General features: G+C 74.2%; 13 protein-coding genes. 2 read left to right on the top strand and 11 right to left on the bottom strand.

The features are described 5' to 3' along the window. Positions 1 to 40: 40 nt before the first annotated feature. Together ACGFIG_RS20255 and ACGFIG_RS20250 are read right to left on the bottom strand one after the other, a co-directional pair. Positions 41 to 1882 (bottom strand): NHL domain-containing thioredoxin family protein, encoded by a 1842-nt coding sequence (locus ACGFIG_RS20255; protein WP_393004979.1) that lies wholly within the window; start codon positions 1880 to 1882, stop codon positions 41 to 43. A 616-nt stretch (positions 1883 to 2498) separates the two neighbouring features. Continuing rightward, entirely contained in the window at positions 2499 to 5135 is a 2637-nt protein-coding gene (locus tag ACGFIG_RS20250) for a LuxR C-terminal-related transcriptional regulator (protein ID WP_393005583.1), read from the bottom strand. 436 nt (positions 5136 to 5571) lie between these two features. Between ACGFIG_RS20250 and ACGFIG_RS20245 the strand changes: the two genes are divergently transcribed. Beyond that, the gene (locus ACGFIG_RS20245) at positions 5572 to 6690 is read left to right on the top strand and encodes an FG-GAP repeat domain-containing protein (RefSeq protein WP_393004977.1); all 1119 of its coding nucleotides are present in this window, start codon (positions 5572 to 5574) and stop codon (positions 6688 to 6690) included. A 63-nt stretch (positions 6691 to 6753) separates the two neighbouring features. On the opposite strand, the gene ACGFIG_RS20240 is transcribed toward ACGFIG_RS20245, so the two are convergent. The 6 genes from ACGFIG_RS20240 to ACGFIG_RS20215 all read right to left on the bottom strand — a co-directional run bounded on the left by ACGFIG_RS20240 (position 6754) and on the right by ACGFIG_RS20215 (position 15042). Next, complete coding sequence (locus ACGFIG_RS20240) at positions 6754 to 9483, bottom strand: hypothetical protein (RefSeq protein WP_393004975.1); 2730 nt, start codon at positions 9481 to 9483, stop codon at positions 6754 to 6756. 342 nt (positions 9484 to 9825) lie between these two features. Next, positions 9826 to 9963, bottom strand: a complete 138-nt coding sequence (locus ACGFIG_RS20235; protein WP_167180486.1) for a hypothetical protein — start codon at positions 9961 to 9963, stop codon at positions 9826 to 9828. A gap of 219 nt (positions 9964 to 10182) precedes the next feature. Beyond that, positions 10183 to 11643: a dihydrolipoamide acetyltransferase family protein gene (locus ACGFIG_RS20230; protein WP_393005581.1), complete on the bottom strand. Its 1461-nt coding sequence runs from the start codon at positions 11641 to 11643 to the stop codon at positions 10183 to 10185. Positions 11644 to 11648: 5 nt separating this feature from the next. Continuing rightward, positions 11649 to 12638 (bottom strand): alpha-ketoacid dehydrogenase subunit beta, encoded by a 990-nt coding sequence (locus tag ACGFIG_RS20225; protein ID WP_393004973.1) that lies wholly within the window; start codon positions 12636 to 12638, stop codon positions 11649 to 11651. After that, positions 12638 to 13813: a pyruvate dehydrogenase (acetyl-transferring) E1 component subunit alpha gene (pdhA, locus tag ACGFIG_RS20220; protein ID WP_393004971.1), complete on the bottom strand. Its 1176-nt coding sequence runs from the start codon at positions 13811 to 13813 to the stop codon at positions 12638 to 12640. The genes ACGFIG_RS20225 and pdhA overlap by 1 nt, the downstream gene beginning before the upstream one ends. A 674-nt stretch (positions 13814 to 14487) precedes the next feature. Continuing rightward, positions 14488 to 15042, bottom strand: coding sequence for a hypothetical protein (locus tag ACGFIG_RS20215; protein WP_393004969.1), 555 nt, complete (start codon positions 15040 to 15042; stop codon positions 14488 to 14490). Positions 15043 to 15448: 406 nt separating this feature from the next. Here ACGFIG_RS20215 and ACGFIG_RS20210 point away from each other — a divergent pair, with 406 nt between their 5' ends. Further along, positions 15449 to 16003, top strand: a complete 555-nt coding sequence (locus ACGFIG_RS20210; RefSeq protein ID WP_393004968.1) for a phosphatase PAP2 family protein — start codon at positions 15449 to 15451, stop codon at positions 16001 to 16003. Positions 16004 to 16135: 132 nt separating this feature from the next. Here the strand turns inward: ACGFIG_RS20210 and ACGFIG_RS20205 are convergent, their stop codons facing one another. The 3 genes from ACGFIG_RS20205 to ACGFIG_RS20195 form a co-directional block, all read right to left on the bottom strand. Then, a complete protein-coding gene (locus ACGFIG_RS20205; RefSeq protein ID WP_393004966.1) occupies positions 16136 to 17359 on the bottom strand; it encodes a hypothetical protein in 1224 nt (407 codons plus the stop codon). 135 nt (positions 17360 to 17494) lie between these two features. Continuing rightward, complete coding sequence (locus tag ACGFIG_RS20200) at positions 17495 to 19180, bottom strand: GTPase (RefSeq protein WP_393004964.1); 1686 nt, start codon at positions 19178 to 19180, stop codon at positions 17495 to 17497. After that, positions 19177 to 21018, bottom strand: a complete 1842-nt coding sequence (locus ACGFIG_RS20195) for an ABC transporter (RefSeq protein ID WP_393004962.1) — start codon at positions 21016 to 21018, stop codon at positions 19177 to 19179. Before ACGFIG_RS20195 ends, ACGFIG_RS20200 begins: the two co-directional genes overlap by 4 nt. Positions 21019 to 21241: the final 223 nt, after the last annotated feature.

Below are 21241 nucleotides of genomic sequence, written 5' to 3'. Positions count from 1 at the left end.
CCCGCCAAGGACCCCGCCCGGCGTCGGCCGTGGCCGGGCGTCAGGCGTCGTCCAGGCCCCTGAGCACCAGCGGGAGCCGGGCCGTGGCACCGTCGACCACCCGCACCGGTACGCCCCAGTCCTGCCGGGTCAGGTGGCAGGCGGCGTGCTCGACGTCCGCGTCGCAGGTCGCCGCCTGGGCCGTCACCTGGAGCACGCCGCCGGCCACGTCGCCGTTCACCACCAGCCTGCGGGACAGCTCCGTGCCGGTGCCGGCGCCCTCCAGCAGCAGCTCCGGCGGCGAGGCCGACACCACCAGCCGCGTCGACGGACCGTACGTCTCGTCGAGCTTCTGCCCTGGCGCGGGCGTGAAGATCACGTCCAGGGTGACCTCGCCGGCCGCCACGTCGGTGGGCTTGCGCTCGGTGCGGTGCCGGGGACCGTCGACGGTGCTCGCGCCGGCCGCCGACAGCGCGCCGGGAGCCAGCCGGGTCAGCCGGTGCGCGGCGGACTCCACCACCAGCACCCCGCCCTCCGGGGTGAGCACGAGATCGCTCGGCTCGGCCAGCCCGTCCGCGACCGTCGAGACCTGCTCGCTCGCCGGGTCGAAGCGACGCACCGCCCCGTTGTACGTGTCGGCGACCAGCACCGAGCCGTCCGGCAGCGCGCACACCCCCAGCGGGTGCTGGAGCAGCGCCGCCGACGTCGGGCCGTCGACGTGCCCGAAGTCGAAGAGCCCCTGCCCGACGGCGGTGCCCATGACGCCGTTCTCGACGTAGCGGACCGCGCTGGTCTCGCTGTCGGCCACCCAGAGCCGGGCACCGTCCGCGGAGACGGAGAGGCCCGACGGCTGCGCCATCCACGCCTCGGGCAGCGGGCCGTCGCGCAGCGCCTCCACGGTGGTGCCCGCGTACATGCCGGCGGTGCGCTTCACCGGGTCGAACCACCACAACTGGTGGATGCCGGCCATCGCGATGACGACCTTGTCGTCGTACCAGGCCAGGTCCCAGGGGGAGGAGAGGTCGACCGAGAGCGCGTCGTGGGAGTGGTCGTCGACCGTCGCGCGCCACTGCCGGCCGGTGCCGGCGACCGTCACCACTTCGCCGTCCGCCAGCCGTACGCCGCGCAGCAGGTGGTTGACGGTGTCGGCGACCACGAGGTCGTAGCCGGCCACCTCGGCGGTGTGCGCCGGCAGCAGGCACAGCCCCTGCGGCTCGGAGAAGGTGGCCGCCCCCGCCGGACCGTCGGCCCGGCCCCGGGTGCCCGTCCCGATCCGACGTACCAGCGTCTCGCCGTCGCCGGCCAGCTCCGCCAGCGAGTGCCGGGCCGAGTCGGACACCAGCAGGTTGCCGTTCGCCAACAGCACCGCCTTGCCCGGGAAGCGCAGCGTGGTCTCCGGCTCGGCCGGCGGGACGTACGGGCCGTCGCCCCGGTGCAGGGTGCCCTTCGCCTCGTGGGTGCCGATCAGCTCGTCGATCAGGCGGGCGAGCCCTTCGGCGTGACCCTCACCGGCCATGGTCGCCACCACGTAGCCCTCCGGGTCGATGACGGAGAGGGTGGGCCAGGCGCGGGCCGCGTACTGCTGCCACATGTCCAGCTCGGGATCGTCGAGCACGGGGTGGTGCACGCCGTACCGCTCCACGGCGGCGGCCAGCGCGTCCGGGTCCTTCTCGTGCTCGAACTTCGGCGAGTGCACGCCGATCACGACGAGCACGTCGCCGTACTTCTCCTCCAGCGGGCGCAGCTCGTCGAGCACGTGCAGGCAGTTGATACAGCAGAAGGTCCAGAAATCTAACAAGACACAGCGACCTCGAAGGTCCTGCAAGGTCAGGTTCCGCCCACCCGTGTTGAGCCACTGCCGGCCCCGCAGTTCGGGGGCACGTACGCGCGCTGTCGTTCCCATGTCAGCCAGCCTGCCATGTCTCGCTGGAGCCGAGCCGGGCTCCGTGACCCGGAAGACAAGGATCCTCGGCCCGCCGGGGGAGCCTCGTCGCGCCTGCTCAGCGGGATGAGGCGGTCGGCGCCCGGGCTTTCGTCCGGCAGCGCCCGCAGGGCGGGCTCACTCCGCGCCCCCGGTCGCCAACCGCGCTCCGGCAACGGACGACGCTGGCAGACGTCCGTTTCACGACGGGCGAGTTCGCCGGCCCGAGGCTCAACGGGTCGTCGGGCGTGAGGCTCATCCGCCGGACCAGGATCGCGCCATCGGACATCCTGGCGGGATCGGGCCGGGCGGCAGCCAGGCGGCGGACATGGGCTGTTCGCGGTAGGGCATCGGGGCTCCTCGGGACGGGGGCGAATCGGTACGGTGCGCGGCATGGGCGCTCTCAAGCCGTGACACATCGCCACGCTGTGCTGTGTCGTTTCGTCCGCCGCGCTCATTGGCGGCCTGGTCTGGTTCCTGGTCACGCGGGCGAACCGGCGCCAGCCGGGGCCGACGCTGCGGACGCCATTTCGGTGCCGGTCGTCCCACGGGATGGTTGGTTGGCAGCCGACGGGCCGCGACAGGTCGACCGGAGCCGTTACACGACCTGGCGGGCGATCGTGGGGAGGACGAAACCGTCCTCGGCGAGCGCACTGGCGAGTTCGTGGCGGCGATGGATGCCGAGCTTGCTGTAGGCGCGATGGAGGTGGTTCTCGGCGGTGCGCGCCGAGATGGTCAGCGCCCTGGCGATCGCGGGGGTGTCCATACCCGTCGCGGCGAGTTCGCTGACCTGCCGTTCCCGGTCGGTCAGAGCCGGAGCGGTCCTGGGCTCGGGCAGCCACTCCGGCCAGGTGCCCTGGTGTTCGCCGAGTAACCGCTGGGTCCTTCTGGCCAGTGCGTTCGTGACCCGGCCGCCACCGAACATCGCCCCGTTGGCCGCAGCTTCCAATGCGAAACCGCGGTATCCGAGCTCCTCGAACGTGGCGCTGACCCGGTTGAGTACCCGCGCGTCCCGGCGGGCCAACGCCTCCGCGTGCTCGGCGAGGAGGGCGAAGAGTCTGCCGTCCGTCTTCGCGGCGAGTTCGCGGACCCGGCTGGCCACGGCGGCGGACGGGGCGAGCCGCACCTCCACATGCAGGAACTCCGTGGCCATCAGCAGATCCCCGGCCCTGACCGCCTCGGCCGCCAGGCGGCGTAGGAGGGTGGCAGCTCCGGTCCGGTTGCCCGAGATGACCAGTGACCACACCTCGCCGAAGGCGCCATAGTCGACAGCGGCGCGAACCGTCGCGCCCCGACGGAGTCGGGAAAGCAGTTCCTGTGCCTTCCCGACCTGCCCGAGTTGCGCCTCGACACCGACGCCGATCGCCAGCAGGGTTTCCCGGAACCTGAAGCCGACCCGCTCGGCGGTGAGCGCACGGGCCTCACGCAACCACCGTGCCGCCTGCCCGGCGTTTCCCTGGTAGTAGGCGCAGATCCCGCCCGCGAGGGCGATGGTGGCGACCCCGTCCGGCGTGCCGTGCTCCACGGCGTCCCGGTAGTAGCGTCCCACCAGGTCCGCCGCTTGGCGGACGGCACCGGCCATGATGAGGGCCTGCACGTGAGTGGCCTGGAGGAGCGCGCGCATCGCCGGCCAGATCGATGGCTTTCCGTCCAGGTCCGTGGGGAACTCCGCGACGGCCCGCTCGGGTCTTCCGCCCAGCAGCAGGAGTCGCGGGCGGAGCGGCGGGACCACGCCCGCCAGGAGCGGGTCGCGCGGCGGGTGCTGCGAGAGCTGGTCCACCGCGTCGGCCGCCTCGGCGGCCGGGCCGCCGAAGGCCATGACGAACGCCTCGGCCGCCAGCAGGTCGGCGTGGACGTCGGCGGGCAGCGCGGCCCGCGCCTCGGCGACCATCCGGAGCGCGCTGTCCGGCTCGTCGATTCCCCAACACCGGTTGACGGCGCGCAGGGCGGCGGCGTTCGCGCGTGCCGCCGGATCGGTCAGATTCCGGTACGCCTCGGCCAACCAGCGCTCTGCCGAGCGATGACTGCCCCGGGCAAGCAGTGCGCGGCCGAGGTGCCAGGCGGCTGCGGGCCCGTGCACCTGTCGTGCGAGTTGCTCCGCGGTGGCCGCGTCGTGGCCGAGTAGCGCCTCCGCGGAGGCTCGCAGCACCTCGTCATCGGCAACCTCGAACCGGGCGGCCAGCCGCCACAGGACGTCGCGGACCCGGTCGGGGGACCCGGTCGCCTGCAGCGCCGCGACCAACTCGGCGTGCACGCGCCGGGCCCGCAACGGCCCGGTCCGAGTCCGGACGGTGCGGGCGGTGAGTGGGTGGGCCACGGTGACCGGCGTGGACGGGTCGGACGGGTCGAGCCGGATGAGGCCGAGCTCCTCCAGACGTTCGATCACCGACATCGGGGCCAGGCGTTCGATCACGTCGACCGGAGCCCCGGCGCCGTAGGCGATGTATCGCAGTGCTGCGGTCTCCTCCGTCGACAGCGACTCCAACGGTCCCGTCAACGCGTCACCGGCCCAGGCCCGGACGACCGTGCCCTGTCGCCAGCCCACCACGTGATCGTGGAGGGTCAGCGCGTCGTTCTCTACCGCGTTCCGCAGCAGTTCGCGCAGGAGGAGCGGGTTACCGCCGGTGAGCCGCCACAATCCGTCCGCGGTGAGCCCGTCGACGTCGGTACCGAACGCGGCGGAGATCAGCTGCCTGGTGTGTTGCCAATCCAGTGGTGCGAGATCCACCCGGTCGAGCCGTACGGTCCGGCGCAGCACATCGACCGGGCCCGCGCCGATCGCGGTCTCCGCCGCCGCGAGCAGCACCCGCACCCTGTGTTCTGAGGCCAGCTTCCCCACGAGTCGCGCGGCGGCCTCGTCCAGGCCGCTCACGTTGTCGACGGCGAGAACCACCAGGTGCTGTCCGGTCGGTCGAGGAACGCTCTCGATGAGCCGGTGCAGGGCTCCTGCCGACGCGGTGTCCAGCGGCTCCACCCGCGGAGTCACGTGATGGGCCACACCGAGCGGAGCGCCATGGTCCGTCATGGTTCCGTTGGCTGGCAGCACATGGTGACCCTTGGCCACGCAACGGTGCAGGACGGCCTCCAGGACCCGGCTCTTGCCCACTCCCGTAGGCCCCGTGACCAGCACTGCGCGCCCCTCGGGCGCCAACAGCCGATCGATCGTCCGGTCGATGTCGTGGGCGCGACCCACCAGTGGCCACCGCCGTCCGATCTGAGCGGTCGACCTGATCATCGCGTCGGGCACGGGAACTCCTGTTGGGCGGGTGTTCGCAGCACCGGGGTCACGAGGCCGGTCTGCCAGGATATCCGGCTGGCAGGCCTCCTTGATCGAGCGCCGGGCCCGGGTGCCGGCACGTCCGGTCGACTCGCCCTGCCCAGACGGGTAGCCGTCCCGCCCATTCGCCGATGCCCTCGGCCGCCGGACACCGCTGTCCGTCCACAGCCCCGCCCGCGGGCCTTGTGTGACCTGGGGCACATTCATCTGAGTATTCGCTACTCAGGCGTGCGGGCGAGAGGTCGGGACATCATCAGTGCTGACGCCAGTCGGAGCGTGTGAATTCCGCTGATTGGCGGAAAGAGCCATTTGTAGCCGCAATCTCCGCAGCACCAGAAAGTGGGTTGTCCACAAAATGCTGTACGACCGAAACCTCAGAAGATGGGGGGCTCGTGTGCTGCTTGCCGCCGCTCTCCTCATCGGTTCAATTACCGTTACGCCGCCAGCCGTCGTGCACGCCAAATCGCCAACGACCAACGTCCAATACGGCCTGGCCTGGGTCGACTTCAACGCCGACGGGAAGACTGATTACTGCGATCTAGGGGGTTCGGGTCTGAGGTGTGTGCTCTCCACGGGCACCGGCCTCGGCCAGCGGATCACGGGGTTCAACCACGACCCCGGTTACAAGGAGGGGCGGGCCTGGGTCGACTTCAACGGCGACGGTCGTACCGACTACTGCCGTGTGGTCGGGTCCGGAAGCAAGTCCCTGTCCTGCACCCTGTCGAACGGCACGTCTTTCGGGCCGACGCATACGTCGGGCGGGCTCGACCCGGGCTGGACCGCAGGTCAGGCCTGGGTCGACTTCAACGCGGACGGGCGTGCCGACTTCTGTCGGGTGATCGGGACCTGGAGCCAGAAGGTGCAGTGCACGATCTCCACGGGCAACGGGTTCGGTGCCACCTACACCTCGGGCAACCTCGACGCGGGCTGGGACGCCGGTCGGGACTGGGTGGACGTCAACGGGGACGGGCGGGCCGACTACTGCCGCGTCGTGGGTTCCAGCAAACTTCAGTGCACGGTCTCCACAGGCGCCGGGTTCGGTGCCACCTTCACTTCCACCACGCTGGACGGTGGATGGGACGACAGCCGCGACTGGGTTGACTTCAACGGCGACGGGCGCGCCGACTACTGCCGGGTCGTCGGAAATCTCTCGAAGTCGGTCCAGTGCACGCTCTCGACGGGCACCAACTTCGGGTCGACCATCACTTCGCCTGCGATGGATGTCGGGTACTGGGTCACCCGAGGATGGGCCGACTTCAACGGTGACGGTCGCCTCGACTTCTGCCGCATCAACAACGATCGCGGCGTCTGCACGGTGTCGAACGGCAGCAGTTTCGGTGCCACCTATTCGCACCCGTCCACGAACTACAGCTATGTCGGCGCGAACGGGTGGGCGGACCTCAACGGAGACGGGCGAGCCGACCACGCGGCCCTTGAGGAGCAGACCACCTTCTACCTCTCCACCGGGACGGGTTGGGGTGGCCCCTTGACCAGTCCGCTCCCGTACGACTGATCCTCGGCGGTGCAAACGACAGCGGGGCCACGGATGACCGTGGCCCCGCCGTCACACTGTGAGTTACTGGCCTGCCGGCTTGAGGCAGAGCACCCGGTTGGCCCCGCCGCCCTGGAGCACCACGTACGGCTGGCTCGGGTCGGCGCACTTGTCCTTGGCGTCCACCTTGGAGACCACGGTGAAGGCGCCCGCCTCGCCACACTCCGCCGCCGCCGCGTTCTCGCCCGACTTCTTGACGCAGCTGCCGACGGCCGGGTCGAACGCCGGGGCCGGATCGTCGCCGCCGACCTTGCCGAGCAGCATGAGCAGGCCCAGCGGCACCGCCAGGATGAGAATCGCCGCGACGAGCACCGCCGCGAGCACCCGACCGTTGCGGACCTTGGGCGTGGGGGGCTCGGCCTTCGGCTCCGCGATGGGCTTGAACGAGTCGAACCGTCCCTGATCCTGGTCCGTGCCGCCCTGGTCCCACGAGGAGCCGGGCTGCTGCGGGGGCGGGAAGGCAGGCGGGAACCCGCCGCCCGGCGCGGGCTCAGCGGCCGGGCCGGGGCCGTAGCCGGGTGCCGCGCCACCGGCGGCCGGCGTACCGAAGGGGTCGGCGGGTGGCTCCGCGCTGTCGTGCGGCCGGACCCCGTTGACCGGCCGGGCGTTGGCCGGTGCGTCGACGAAGGAGGGCACGCCCGGCGGGAAGGCGGGGGGTGCGGCCGGCGAGGCGGGCGCCACCGGGGAGACCGCGCCGAAGACGGCGGTTCCGCCCGGCGCCCGGTCGTCGAAGCGGGCGTCCGGCTGGTCGAAGCGGGCGTCCGGCTGGTCGAAGCGGTTGTCCTGGCCCTGGTCGAAGCGGGCCTCGGGGCCCTGGTCGAACCGGTTCTCCTGGGCCTGGCCGAAGCGCGGCTCCTGGTCGAACCGAAGCTCGGGCCCCTGCGCGAAGCGCGGGTCGGGCCCCTGACCGAAGCGCGGGTCCGGTCCCTGGTCGAAGCGCGGGTCGGGGGCGTGGTCCGGCCGGTGTGCGTTCGGGTCGTCCTGCTCCGGCTCGTCCGTCGGCTCGGGGCGGGTCGGCCGGCCGTACACCCGGGGCTGTGGCGCGGGCGTACCACCCGGCCGCAGGTCCTGGTCGGCCGGCGGCATGACCCGGCTGGCCATCGGCACCGAGGCGCTCGCCGAGACGCTGCCGGCGCCCGGCTCGGCGGCCTCCGGCGACGCGACGCCCGCCCGTCCGCCTGCCTCCGGCGAGGTGCGCGGGGCGGGGACCACCGGGCCGGCGGGCGACTGCGGCTCGTCGTGCCGGGAGCCGGCCTGGGCCCAGGCCGGCTGCTCCTGCCCGTACGCCGGCGGGCCAGGCTGCTCGGGGGCGAACTGGGCCGGCGGGGCGAAGTCGCCCGGGCCAGCGGCGGCGGCCAGGCTTGCGCCGGGTACCCGCTGCTCCTGCGGCGGGAGCGGCACCGCGTTGGCCGGCGAGATGCCGGGCCCCGGTGGGGGCTGGTAGATCGGCGGCTCCTCGGCCCGCTCCGGCTCCCAGCCGTTGCCGGCGCGGGAAGGGGCGGGCTCGTTCGCCTCCGCGCGGCCCCACGCCTCGTCCGCCGACCATGGCTCGACGTCCGGTACGGCCGGGCGCTCGGGGGCGTTGCCGGCCCACTGCGGCGGGTGCTCCGACGCGGCACCCCACGGCTGCTGTCCGCCGTCGCCGGGCACCGGCACGGAGGCCCGGCCGGGCGGGGTGGCGGTGGCCGGCGGGGCGCCCCAGCCGTTGGCGTCCCGGTCGTCGGGCGCTGCGGGCACGGACGCGGCACCTCGTGCGGAGCGCTCGTCCCGGGCCGGCCACTCGTCACCCTGGTGCTGGTCGCCTCGGGGCGCGTCGTCGTGAGAGGTGGCCCGGCCGTCGCCCGGACGCTGCTCCGCACCGGCGTCCCAGCCGGGCTGCTCGTCCTGCTGCTGGCCGCCGCCGGCCCAGCCGCCGGAGCGGTTCGGGTCGTCCTGGGTGGGCCAGGGCTGGGCGGCGGGTGCGGGTGCGGGTGCGGCCTGCGGGACGCGGGCGGCGCCGCGTGCGGCGGGCTCGGGCTGTGCCCAGGCGGGCGACGCCTGCTCGGCCGGTGCCCAGTTGGGCTGCTCCTCCTGCTGCTGGCCCCCGTCGGCCCAGCCGCCGGAGCGGTTGGGGTCGTCCTGCTGGGGGTTGCCGCCGGCCCAGCCGCCGGAGCGGTTCGGGTCGTCCTGCTGCGGTGCCGGGTCCCAGCCGGGGGCCTGGTCCTGTGCGGACTCGGCGTTCCAGCCGCCGGAGCGGTTGGGGTCGTCCTGGGTGGGCCAGGGCTGGGCGGCGGGTGCGGGTGCGGGTGCGGCCTGTGGGACGCGGGCGGCGCCGCGTGCGGCGGGCTCGGGCTGTGCCCAGGCGGGCGACGCCTGCTCGGCCGGCCCCCAGTTGGGCTGCTCCGGGGCGGGGTGCGGCTGTTGCGGCGGCTGCGGGGCGGCGGCGGCCCAGGCCGGCCCGGACTGCTCCTGCGCACCCGGCCACGCCGGCTGCGGCGATCCGCCGGCCGGCCCCCACTGGCCGGGCTGGGCCGGGTCGGTCTGCTGCGGTGCCTGGGCGGCCCACGCGGGGGCCGGCTGCTCACCCTGCGCGCCCCAGGCGGGCGGGTTCGGTCGCGCCGGCGGGGGCGGGGGCGCCCAGCCCAGGTCGGGGGCGCCGGCGCCGTATCCACTGTCCTGCTGCGCCGGGCGGTCGCCGTACGGCGCCGGTCCGCCGGCGCCCGGCGACACCTCGTCCGGCTGCTGGCCGGGGTGGTGCGTGCCCTCGGACGTCATGCGTGCGCCTCCTCCATCACCTGTCGGCCGCCGCTGCCGATCGGTCTGCTCGGCAGGGTGGCCGGCGTCGCCGGTGTACCCGCCGTGCCGGCTCCCCGCACCGTATCCGGTGACCGCCGGAGGGCGTCCGGGGAGCACAGTCGTCACTCCCCGTGGCCGGACGGTGTCGAGCGGCTCTTGTCGACTCGATTGGTCCGGCCGGCGGGCGACGACCGAAGCCCACCGTACCGGGCGCTGGAGCGAGGTGGAATCCCGGTGTCAGCCGCCGCGAAACGCCGATGACCCGCCCGGGGCAACCGGACGGGTCATCGATCTGGAGGAGTTGAGGAAGGCTTTGGGTCGTCAGCTCATGTGACGCTGGGCGATGGCGAGGATCTCGTCGCGGACCGCGGGCGAGTTGGCGGAGCGCAGCGCGTGCTCGATGGCACGGGCGCGGCGGTTGGCGTCGCGGCGGTTGCGGATTCGCTCGATCATGCTCATGGGTCTCTCCTCCTGGCTATTCGGTTGTCAGCCCCTTGATGTCTCTATTGAACACCAAGACGACCCGAACTTCCATCGATTGTTAGGTGAGCTGGGACACCAGCCTAACGATCGAAGGTGGAGGGTGTTGGTGACCGACGTTTCCTTCCCCAACGGAAACGGCCGGTGTGCCGGGCGTCAACCCGTGGCACACCGGCCGTTCGGCTGGCGTCAGGACCGTCAGGTCCAGGCGAGCAGAGCCGCCTCCGGATCGGCCAGGAACTCCCCGATGTCGCGCAGGAACTTCGAGCCGAGCTCACCGTCGATGATCCGGTGGTCGAAGGAGAGACCCAGCGTGGTGACCTGACGCGGCTTGACCTTGCCCTTGTGCACCCAGGGCATCTCGCGTACCGCGCCGAAGGCCAGGATCGCCGACTCGCCCGGGGGCAGGATCGGCGTACCGGTGTCCACTCCGAACACGCCGACGTTGGTGATCGTCAGCGTGCCGCCGGACATGTCGGCCGGCGAGGTCTTCCCGGCCTTGGCCGTCTGCACCAGGGCGGTCATCGCGTCCGCCAGCTCGCGCAGCGAGAGCCGGCCGGCGTCCTTGATGTTCGGCACGATCAGCCCGCGTTCGGTGGCCGCCGCGATGCCCAGGTTGACGTAGTCCTTGACGACGATCTCGTCGCCGGCCCAGGTCGAGTTGAGCATCGGGTGGCGCTTGACCGCCAGCAGCACCGCCTTGGCCACCAGCAGCAGCGGCGAGACCCGCACGTCGCGCCACTCCCGCCGGTTGCGGAGCCGGTCCAGGGCCTTCATCGCCCGGGTCACGTCGACGGTCAGGAACTCCGTGACGTGCGGCGCGGTGAACGCCGAGCGGGACATGTTCTCGGCGGTGAGCTTGCGTACCCCCTTGACGGGGATGCGCTGCTCGCGGTCCGCGCCGAAGCTCGCGGCCACCGTGGCCGGAGCCGACACCGCGAGCGGCTCGGCCGCCGCCGTGGCCGCGCTCGCCGCCCGCTGTACGTCCTCCCGGGTGACCGAGCCCAGCGGGCCCGACCCGGTCAGCGTGGACAGGTCGACGCCGAGATCCTTGGCGAGCTTGCGTACGGGCGGCTTGGCCAGCACCGGTCCGCCGGCCGGTGCGTGACCGTTCGACGGCGCGGTGACCACCGGGGCCGGCGGCGCCGGTGCGACCGGCGCAGCGGCCTGGGCCGGCACCTGGGCCGGCGCCGGCGTGTCGCCCCGGCGGGGGCGGCGCTTGGCCGTCGTGCTCCGCGGGCCGTAGCCGACCAGCACGGCGGTACGCCCACCCGGGGCGGGACCGCCGATCAGGCCCGGCTCGACCGCACCCTCCGCCGGTGCCACCTGGACCGCGGCCAGCGACGCCGCCGACGGGGTGGGCAGGGCGGCGTCCGGGGCGCCGGTCGTCGACGCCTCGATCGGGCCCGCGCCCGGGTCGGTGTCGATCGCGATGATCGGCGTGCCGACCTCGACCGTGCTCCCCTCCGGGTGGAAGATCGCCTGCACCTGGCCGGCCCACTTGGCCGGGATCTCGACGGCCGCCTTGGCCGTCTCCACCTCGACGATCGGCTGGTTCAGCTCGATGACGTCACCGACCTTGACCAGCCACGCGAGGATCTCCCCCTCGGTCAGGCCCTCGCCCAGGTCGGGCAGGTTGAACTCCTTGATCCGCGACATGCCGCTCACCAGCCGAAGGTGCGGTCGACGGCGTCGAGCACCCGGTCGAGATCGGGCAGGTACTCCTCCTCGACCCGGGCGGCCGGGTAGGGGGTGTCGAAGCCGGTCACCCGCAGCACCGGGGACTCCAGGGAGTAGAAGCACTCCTCGGTGATCCGGGCCGCGATCTCCGAGCCCAGGCCCAGGTTGCCCGGGGCCTCGTGCACGACCACGCAGCGGCCGGTGCGCTTCACCGACCCGTACACGGCGGTCAGGTCCAACGGGGACAGCGAGCGCAGGTCGATGACCTCCAGTTCCCGGCCGTCCTCGGCGGCGGCGGTCGCCGCGTCCAGGCAGGTCCGCACCATCGGCCCGTACGCCAGGACCGTGGCGTCCGTGCCGGGCCGGACGACCCGGGAGGAGTGCAGCGGGTACGCGTCGGACAGCGGGGCGTCCAACTCGACCGGGCCCTTCTCCCAGTAGCGCCGCTTCGGCTCCAGGAAGACGATCGGGTCGTCCGAGGCGATGGCCTGCTGGATCATCGTGTACGCGTCCTGCGGGTTGGCGCAGGACACGACCTTCAGGCCGGCGGTGTGGGCGAAGTACGCCTCCGGCGACTCCGAGTGGTGCTCGACCGCGCCGATGCCGCCGCCGAACGGGATCCGGATGACCATCGGGATCCGCACCTTGCCCTGCGAGCGGTAGTGCATCTTCGCCACCTGCGACACGATCTGGTCGTACGCGGGGTAGACGAAGCCGTCGAACTGGATCTCGCAGACCGGCCGGAAGCCGCGGATGGCCAGGCCGACCGCGGTGCCGATGATGCCGGACTCGGCGAGCGGGGTGTCGATCACCCGCTGGTCGCCGAAGTCCTTCTGGAGGCCGTCGGTGATCCGGAAGACGCCGCCGAGCTTGCCGACGTCCTCGCCCATGATGACGACCTTCGGGTCGTTCTCCAGGGCCTTGCGCAGACCGGTGTTGAGGGCCTTGCCGAGGGTGAGCGTCTCCGTGGCCATCAGTGCGCGCTCCCCTCGAACGACTCCAGGTAGCTGGTGAACTGCGCCCGCTGCTCGTCGAGCTCGGGGGAACCGTGCGGGTAGACGTGGTCGAACATCGTCACCGGCTCCGGGTCGGGCATGGCGAGCACCCGCTCGCGCAGGTGCACCGACTCCGTGCGGGCCTGCTCGTCGACGGCCGCGAAGAAGTCCGCGTCGGCGAGCTGCTGCCGGGTCAGGAACGCCTTCATCCGGGCGATCGGGTCCTTCGCCTGCCAGGCCTCGACCTCGCTGGCGATCCGGTAGCGGGTCGGGTCGTCGGAGGTGGTGTGCGCGCCCATCCGGTAGGTGTAGGCCTCGATCAGGCTGGGGCCCTGGCCGAGCCGGGCGTTGTCCAGCGCGTGCCGGGTCACCGCGTACGACGCGAGCACGTCGTTGCCGTCCACCCGGATGCCGGGGAAGCCGAAGCCGCCCGCCCGCTGGTAGAGCGGCACCCGGGTCTGGCGCTCCAGCGGCTGCGAGATGGCGTACTGGTTGTTCTGGCAGAAGAACACCAGTGGGGCGTTGAAGACGCTGGCCCAGACGAACGACTCGTTGACGTCGCCCTGGCTGCTGGCGCCGTCGCCGAAGTAGGCGATCACCGCCTCGCCGTCCTCGGTCCCGGTCTTGCCGTCCATGTGGACGCCCATGGCGTACCCGGTCGCGTGCAGGGTCTGCGCCCCGATGACGATCGTGTACATGTTGAACTTGAACTCGTTCGGGTCCCAGCCGCCCTGGTCGACTCCCCGGAACAGGCCGAGCGGCATGATCGGGTCGATGCCCCGGCAGTAGAGGACGCCGTGCTCGCGGTAGGTCGGGAAGGCCATGTCCTGCGTACGCAGCGCGCGTCCCGAGCCCACCTGCGCGGCCTCCTGGCCCAGCAGGCTGGCCCACAGGCCCAGCTCGCCCTGGCGCTGCAGCGCGGTGGCCTCGGCGTCGAGCTTGCGGACCAGCACGAGGTCGCGGTAGAGCCCGCGGTACTCCTCGTCGGTGAAGTCGACGCGGTACTCGGTCCCGTCCGGGCCGGTCGCGCTCTCGATCCGCTCACCCTCCGGAGTGAGCAGCTGCACCAGCTGCGGGTCGCCGGTCGCACCCTTCTTGGAGCGGGGTGCGGCTCGTCGGCCGCGACTGGAGACCCCGGGGTCGCCCTTTGCCATCCGTCTCTCCCTGTCTGTCTGCGTCGGCGACGGGGGGTCACCCGGCCGCGCAACTCGTGCGCCTGCCCGGCTGGTGCCGGGCGGGTTCCTGGCGGCCGCGCCTAGCCCCGGTGGGGGTTGCCGCGCGGCGCGAGCCGGATTCTGGCCGAACCCGGTTCGGGAGCGCCGGCCCCCAGCCACGCCTGCCGCGAGGGTGCGCGGAGGTCGTGGCTGCGTTGCCGTCGTGGTCCATATTCGCATCACACGTGAGCGCCCCCACAGTGCGCCTTCCCCGGGCCGTGGCGCTGACCCGCTTCGTCACCTGCGGCGCCCGGTGTCCGGTACATCGACGCGCGGCCGATCCGGTGCTGGTTCGTCACCGTTCGGACACATACGCGTGTCGACACGCTGTGCAGGGTTGGCTGACCCAGCGTCACTGGTCCAGGCTGATTGACGCGGGATCGCCCCGCGTCGGGCGGTTTGCCGCTTCCTCGTGTCCGGGCGGTGCCCCGGGTGCTCGGGTCGGTCGCCGTACCGGGCCCGTCCGCCGTCCGAGCCGACGAAGGGAAGTGCGTGGTGTCCGAGCCAGGTCCAGATCCCGCCACCGCCCTGCTCGGCCGGCACCGCGCCGCCGGTGGCTACCGCCGGCTGGTCGGCGCGCACCGGGCCCCCGCGTCGGGCGGCCCGTCCCGGGGCTACCTGCTCACCGTGGCACTGCTCGCCGGCACCGCGACGATGCCGGTCCTCGCCGCGATCAGCACCGGCTCCGCCACCGTCGGCAGCACCGCGCTGCCCGACAGCGGCACCCCGTTCCTCCCGACCCCCTCGGTGGGCCCCGTGGTGATCCCGGCACCGGCGACGAGCCGGCCGCCGGCTGTCCCGTCGACCCCGTCCCCCTCCGTGGCGGCCCCGGACGTGTGGTGGACCCTCGCGCCCTTCCCGCGTACGCCGGTCGTCGCGGCGCCGGCCCCGCCACCGCCGCCGCACGGGCCGGTGGCGCGTCCGAAGCCGCCACCGCCGCCCCGGCCCGGCGGCCGACCGGTCCCGTCGCCGCCTCCGGCGACCCCGAGGCCGTCCCCGTCCCCGTCCTCGTCTCCCTCGCCCAGCCACAGCCCCAGCCCGAGCCCGGCGCCCACGCCGACCGGCGAACCGACCTCGGCGGAGCCGACGAGCACCCGCTCGCCCGAGCCCACGGCGACCTCGGAGCCCAGCGACTCCCCGTCACCGGACGACCCGCCCGCCACCGCCACCAGCGACCCCGCCCCGACCGCCGCAGACCCCGATCCGACGACCGCCCACCCCGATCCGACCGCCAGCGACCGTGGCCCGGCAGGCGGGCCCGGCCGGAGCGGGCACCCGGACGGCCGGCCACGGGTACGGTGACGGTCGACGGCAGCGTGACGGCCGGGTGATCGAGTTCGTCGAGGTCCACCAGGTGATCCACGGCGGGGTACCGGCCCCGGTCGGAGCGCCGGGGTACGGGCGGTTCCGGGCGGCGTCCCGGGGCGGAGCAGAGGCGGGGCGCTGAGCGGATCGGGCGGTTCGGGCGCTGGTGGCCGGCCGGCGCGGCGGGCAGGGTCAGCCCGGGGCGCGGGACCCCGGACCCCTCCGACCGCCGTACCGCGACCCGGCTGGACGCTGTGGCTCGCCCGGGTCGTGACCGAGCTGACCGCGCCCGCCATCCTGGTCTCGGGCCTGACGCTGACGGTCGGCTGGCACAGCACCCGGGGCGGCGCGCACGGGCTGGCCTGGGGACTGCTGGCCGCGCTCTTCGTCAGCGGCATCCCGTTCGCGTACATCCTCGGTGGGGTGTGGCGGGGTCGGCTCACCGACCATCACGTGGGGGTCCGTGAGCAGCGCCGCGTGCCGCTGCTGTTCGGGCTCTGCTCGGTCGCCGCCGGGCTGGCCCTGCTCGCGGTGCTCGGCGCGCCGCGCCCGGTGCTGGCCCTGGCCGCCGCCGGGCTCGTCGGCCTGGTGGTCGCCGTGACGGTGAGTCACTGGTGGAAGGTCTCCATCCACTCGGCCGTGGCCGCGGGGACGGTGGTCGTGCTGGTGCTCACGTTCGGTGCCGGGTTGCTGGCGACGGCGCCGCTGCTCGTGCTGGTCGGGTGGTCCCGGGTGCGCCTGCGCGACCACACGGTGCCCCAGGTGCTCGCGGGGCTGGCCCTGGGCGCGCTGGTCGCGGCCCTGACCATCGCCCCCCTCCGCTGACCCCCCACCCGGCCCACCCTCGCCCCGGACGCGGTCGATCATGCAGTTGTGGTGCCCCGCACAGGGCGTGGAAAGCCGCTTTCCGCCCACCACAACTGCATGATCGACACCAGCAGGGGGAGGGGGCGTGGGTCAGGCGGGGTCGTCCGTCAGGCGGTGGCGGTTGGCCTCGATCCAGGCGTCGAGGGCGGCCGGGTCGTCGGGGTCGACGCCGTCGGCCATCAGCTGCGCCACGGCGGCCGTGGCGGGGCTGCGGCGCTCGCCGGTGCTGTAGAGGCGGGCGAACTCCGGCACCATCTCCTCGATGGCCGTGTCGGTCTGGGCCACCGCGCGCTCGGGCAGGCCGCGTTTGCGGGCCGCGTACCCGGCCCAGGCGCGCAGCACCCGGGGCAGCAGCGCGGCGTCGTCCATGTCCAGCACCGCCCGCCGGTGCACCCAGTCGAGCAGGAACAGCCCGGCCACCGTGGGGCTCCACCGCAGCGGGTCGGCGTCCGGGAAGCCGGCCGCGTGGTCCAGCAGCAGGCTGAGGCAGAAGTGCAGCGAGGCCAGCTCCGCCCCGTCGATGGCGTCCAGGCCGAAGCGGGCCGCCTCGGGCGAGGCGAGGAACCGGCGCACCAGTTCCGTACGCTCGGCGGCGGAGAGCGGCTCGGCGGCCGGCGCGGGGGTCGCGCCGAGCGCCCGGGGCAGCCGGGCCAGGCGGGCGCCGAGCAGGGCGCGGTCGGTGGCGAGCGAGCCCTCCCCGGGCAGCTCGGTCAGGCCGTCGGTGATCGCCAGGTGGCGGGTCACCTCGGCGCGCATCCGGGCCGGCTCCTCGTCGCGGAACCAGGTCAGTTCGTCCCCGGCGCACATCTGCCGCACCTGGTCGAGGATCCGGTCGGGCGGCCCACCGACGAAGACGTCCTTGGTGATGCCGATGTTGTGGTCGAGCAGCGTCACCACGGCGTGCGGCGAACCGCCGGCCGGGTCGTCGTAGGCGAAGGTCGCCAGGTAGGAGGTCTGGTCCCCGTACACGTCGCCGTAGGACCAGCAGCCGGTCAGGTGCACGCGGCCGAGGTGGGCGGCCCAGGCGGGGGTGGCGGCACCCGGGCGGACCCGGCCCGTGCCCTCGGCGTCGGGGACCAGCGCGGCGAAGACGGAGCGGATCGTGGTCGCCGCGGCCGAGCGGCGGCGGGAGGTGGCGGCCAGGAATCCGGCCACGAAGTCCCGGACGGCGGCGTCACGCTCGGTCTCGGCGACCGAGTAGACGCTGCCCAACAGGGCCGCGCCGAGCATCTCCGCGTCGAGGGCGTTGTCCAGCTTGGCCACGTCGCGGGCGGCGTGCAGCACCGCGTCGTACGGGGTCTGAGGCGTTCCCATCCACCGACCCTACGCCGCCACCCGCCCCAGAGCGGTACGAGCCGACCCGAGCGGCGCGCCCGCGTCACGGCCCTGCGTCGCGCCTGCGGCGGCACGTGCCCGCCGAGCCGCGGTCGCCGGACACGGAGTCCCAGCTCAGCGGCCGGCGGCCTCTCGCAGGGCCGTGCGGGCCTCGGCGTAGGAGGCGAGCACCTCCCGCACCGGCGTCAGCACGTGCTCCTCGCCCACCGTCGACACCGCCGCCGTCAGGCGCCGCTCGGCGCGGCGACGGGCCCGGCGGGCCGCCCAGCGCAGGATCGGTCTGGTCAGGGCGGCCACCAGCAGCCCGGCGAGCAGACCGCCCAGGAGCAGCAGAGTGGGCAGCGGCACCTCGCCCACCATCGGGTGCTCCAGCGCGGGCAGGCCCAGGGCGCGCAGCGCGTAGCCGAGCGCCAGCCAGCCCAGCCCGGCCAGCGCGGCCAGGGTCACCAGCCACTGGAGGCCCCCCACGAGCCGCCACCAGAACGGGCGCCGGTCCATGCCGAGGTCCGTGCCGGCCACCGCGCGGTCGAGCGCGTCCGGCAGGACATTGAGGCGGGAGCGGGCGGCGGCGGTCACCGCCGCGGGCCAGGAGGCGGGCAGGTCAGCCCCGGCCCGCTCGGCCACCGACCGGATCGCCAGCCCGAGCGCCGAGCGTTGGGCGGCGGTGGGGTCGGGCACCGAGGTCGCGGCGACGAGGCTCTCCGCCGGCTCGTCGCGGCCGGCGGCGGGACCGGGCAGGTGCAGCCGGCGCAGCGGGTCGGGCCGCAGTCGCCGCCAGCCCCGGACCAGCGGCCAACCGGTGGTGGCGGCGCCCCGGTGCCGGTACGCCTGCTCGACCGCCTCGGCGACCGCCGGCACCCCGGCCGCGCCGGCCAGCGCCCGATGCAGCGCGGTGACGGCGCCGTCGTCCGGCCCGCCGGCCGGCGAGGCGCCGCCGACCAGCTCGTCGAGCCCGGCCACCACCGCGTCCACGTCGCCCTGGAGCCGCCGCAGCGCGGCCTGCCGTTCGGCCACGGTGCGTTCCAGCGCCTCCCGCAGCCCGACCATGCCGGCCGGGTCGACGGCGGTGGTCGCCAGCAGCGGTACGCCGTCCAGGCCGTCGGTGTCGAGCAGCCGGCGCAGGTCGGCCAGCACCCGGGGCAGCTCGGCCGGCGGCAGCCGGTCGGCCTGGTTCAGCACGACCATGGTGACGTCCCGGTGCCGGTGGAACTCGCGCAGGTAGCTGGTGTGGATGACGCGGTCGGCGTACTTCTGCGGGTCGACCACCCAGATCACGAGGTCGACCAGGCCGAGCAGGCGGTCCACCTCCATCTGGTGGGACCGCTGCACCGAGTCGAAGTCGGGCAGGTCGAGCAGGATCAGCCCGTGCAGGGCGGACTCGTCGTCGGCGTCCAGCACGCTCTCCCGGACGAACCGGTGCCGGGGCAGCACGCCGACCCAGTCGAGCAGCCGGTTGCCGCCGTCGAGCGGCCCCCAGACACAGGCGTGCGCGACACCGGTGGTGGGGCGGCGCACCCCGACGGCGGAGAGTTCCATCCGCGCCAGCGCGTTGAACAGGCTGGACTTGCCGCTGCCGGTCGCGCCCGCGAGGGCCACCACCGTGTGGTCGCGGGAGAGCGCGAGCCGGGTGCCGGCCCGCTCGACCAGGGTGTGGGCGGGCACGAGCTGCGCGTCAGGCAGGTGACCGTCGACGACCGTGAGGAACCGGCGTACGGCGTCGAGGCGGGCGACGAGCGCGTCGGCGTCCACCCGTTGGTCGCCGCGGAACGCGTCGCGCATCCGCCCGACGATGTTGGTCATGTCCCTCCACCCTCGGTGCCGGGCGGGCCGGCGACGGCCGCGTCGCCGAGGCCGCTGCGGTTGCGGGCGATCTCCACCCGGTTGGCGGCGCCGCGCAGGGCCTCCGCGGTGTCCGCTGCGGGGCGCGCCTGCGCCGTGCGGTCCAGGTAGCGGGCGGCCTCGTCGTCGAGCAGGGCCCGCACCCGGTCCAGCAGATCGGCCCGGGCCTTGGTGGCCAGCGTACGCACAGCCTGGTCGCCGAAGATCGCCTGGAGCACGGTCTGCGCGGCGACGGTCGTGCCGGCCCCGGTGGCCACCTCCAGCCCGGTGGGGATGAACGCCGTCGAGGCGAACACCGCGATCATCACGGCGAGCCCGGTGGCGTTGACCGCGTACGCGGCCGTCCGGGCCACGAAGCGGCGGTCGCCGCCCTCGGCGCGGACCAGCTCCAGCACGCCACGCTGCCACTCCCGGACCAGCCGCTCGGCCCGCTCGGGCAGGTCGGCGGAGGGGTGGGCCAGCTCCGGTTCGAGCAGCGCCGCCCCGGCGGGATGGGCCTTCCACCCGGTGTACGCGTTCTCGGCCGCCTCGGCGGCGACGCCCCGCAGCAGGGTCACCAGCTGGGACTCGATCGCGTCGCGCAGCTCGGACGCGGGCGCGGGCCGGCCGGTGACCGCCGCCACCACCCGGTCGCGGAGCCGCCCGATGCGGGCCTCCATGGTGCGGAAGAACTCGCCGGTGCCGACGAACTCCTGCCAGCGGGCCAGCACCTCGCCGCGGAGCAGCCGGCCGTCCTTCAACCCCTGCCCGACGGTCCGGTACGCCCCCCGGTACGCGGCCAGCACCCGCTCGTCGAGCGCGTCGGCGGCGGTGATCTGCTCCTCGGCGGCGGCGGCGAGCCCGTCGACCGCCGGGTGCAGCGCGGCGAGCGCGCCGTCGAGGGTCTGCCGCACCACGGCGGCGCGGGCGTCGGCGTCGGCGGCCAGCCGGGCGAACCAGGCGGCGAGTGGCGCGGTGACCCGCTCGGGCAGCAGGCCCTGCCCGTCGACCCAGGTCTCCGGCAGCACGAAGAGCGGGGCGGCCCCCAGATCCTGCGCGGCGAGCATCTCCGACAGGTGGGCGGCGATCTCGTCGGCCGCCTCCGCGGGCACCCGGTCCAGCACCATGGCGATGACCGCGCCCCGGGCGCGGGCGCTGCGCAGCAGCTCCCAGGGGACGGCGTCGGCGTAGCGGGCGGCGGTGGTGACGAAGAGCCAGAGGTCGGCGGCAGCCAGGAGCTGACCGGCCAGGGCCCGGTTGGCGTCGACCACCGAGTCGATGTCGGGGGCGTCGAGGAAGGCCAGCCCGGCCGGCAGCGCCGGGGCGGTGACCAGTTGCAGGGTGCGCGAATCCTCGCTGGGCTCGGTGGTGCGGGTGAGGCCGGGCAGCAGCTCGCCCTGGCGGAACCAGCCCGAGTCGGCGGGGTTGCAGACCAGCACCGGGGAGCGGGTGGTCGGGCGGAGCACGCCGGCGGCACTCACCCGCGCCTGCACCAGGCTGTTCACGAGGGTGGACTTGCCCGCGCCGGTGGACCCGCCGACCACCACGAGCAGCGGCGCGTCGAGCCGGCGCAGCCGGGGCAGCAGGTAGTCGTCGAGCTGGTCGGTGAGGTTGCCGCCGGCCCGCCGGGCAGGCTCGGCGGAGGGAAGCGCGAGCGGGAACCGGGCCGCCCCGATCGCGGCACGCAGGCCGGCCAGTGCGGCGGGCAGGTTGTCGTCCCCCGTGGTTGCGGGCCGGTCCTCCCCGGCGTCGATGGGGCCGGTGCGGGCTGCGACGGTGGGCGTGCCGGACGGGATGGCGGAATCGCCGTGCGTCGTCACCGCTAAAGCGTGCCCGACCGACGCAAGGGAAGACAACCGGGCGGTACGAACCTGGGGTTGCGTCGGGTCCGCTCAACCTCGACTTGACGATTTCGCGGGGCGTGGCACTATTGAGTCAAGTTCACTCAACTTGTGGTGGGGTCGCTGCGGGCGACGCCCGCCGGGCAGCTCGGACGGGCCCCGCCCGTCACCTGCCCACAACGTGATGAAGCGAGGAAGCGAA

The organism is Micromonospora sp. NPDC049048 (assembly GCF_043197615.1).
GTDB lineage: Bacteria > Actinomycetota > Actinomycetes > Mycobacteriales > Micromonosporaceae > Micromonospora.
This window is presented reverse-complemented; position numbering and strand designations above follow the sequence as displayed.

Excerpts from the sequence above, each read along its gene's own strand:
- ACGFIG_RS20200 (WP_393004964.1), bottom strand. The coding sequence starts at position 19,180 with ATGACCAACATCGTCGGGCGGATGCGCGACGCGTTCCGCGGCGACCAA.
- ACGFIG_RS20205 (WP_393004966.1), bottom strand. The coding sequence starts at position 17,359 with ATGGGAACGCCTCAGACCCCGTACGACGCGGTGCTGCACGCCGCCCGC.
- ACGFIG_RS20250 (WP_393005583.1), bottom strand. The coding sequence starts at position 5,135 with ATGATCAGGTCGACCGCTCAGATCGGACGGCGGTGGCCACTGGTGGGT.
- ACGFIG_RS20240 (WP_393004975.1), bottom strand. The coding sequence starts at position 9,483 with ATGACGTCCGAGGGCACGCACCACCCCGGCCAGCAGCCGGACGAGGTG.
- ACGFIG_RS20235 (WP_167180486.1), bottom strand. The coding sequence starts at position 9,963 with ATGAGCATGATCGAGCGAATCCGCAACCGCCGCGACGCCAACCGCCGC.
- ACGFIG_RS20255 (WP_393004979.1), bottom strand. The coding sequence starts at position 1,882 with ATGGGAACGACAGCGCGCGTACGTGCCCCCGAACTGCGGGGCCGGCAG.
- ACGFIG_RS20225 (WP_393004973.1), bottom strand. The coding sequence starts at position 12,638 with ATGGCCACGGAGACGCTCACCCTCGGCAAGGCCCTCAACACCGGTCTG.
- ACGFIG_RS20230 (WP_393005581.1), bottom strand. The coding sequence starts at position 11,643 with ATGTCGCGGATCAAGGAGTTCAACCTGCCCGACCTGGGCGAGGGCCTG.
- pdhA (WP_393004971.1), bottom strand. The coding sequence starts at position 13,813 with ATGGCAAAGGGCGACCCCGGGGTCTCCAGTCGCGGCCGACGAGCCGCA.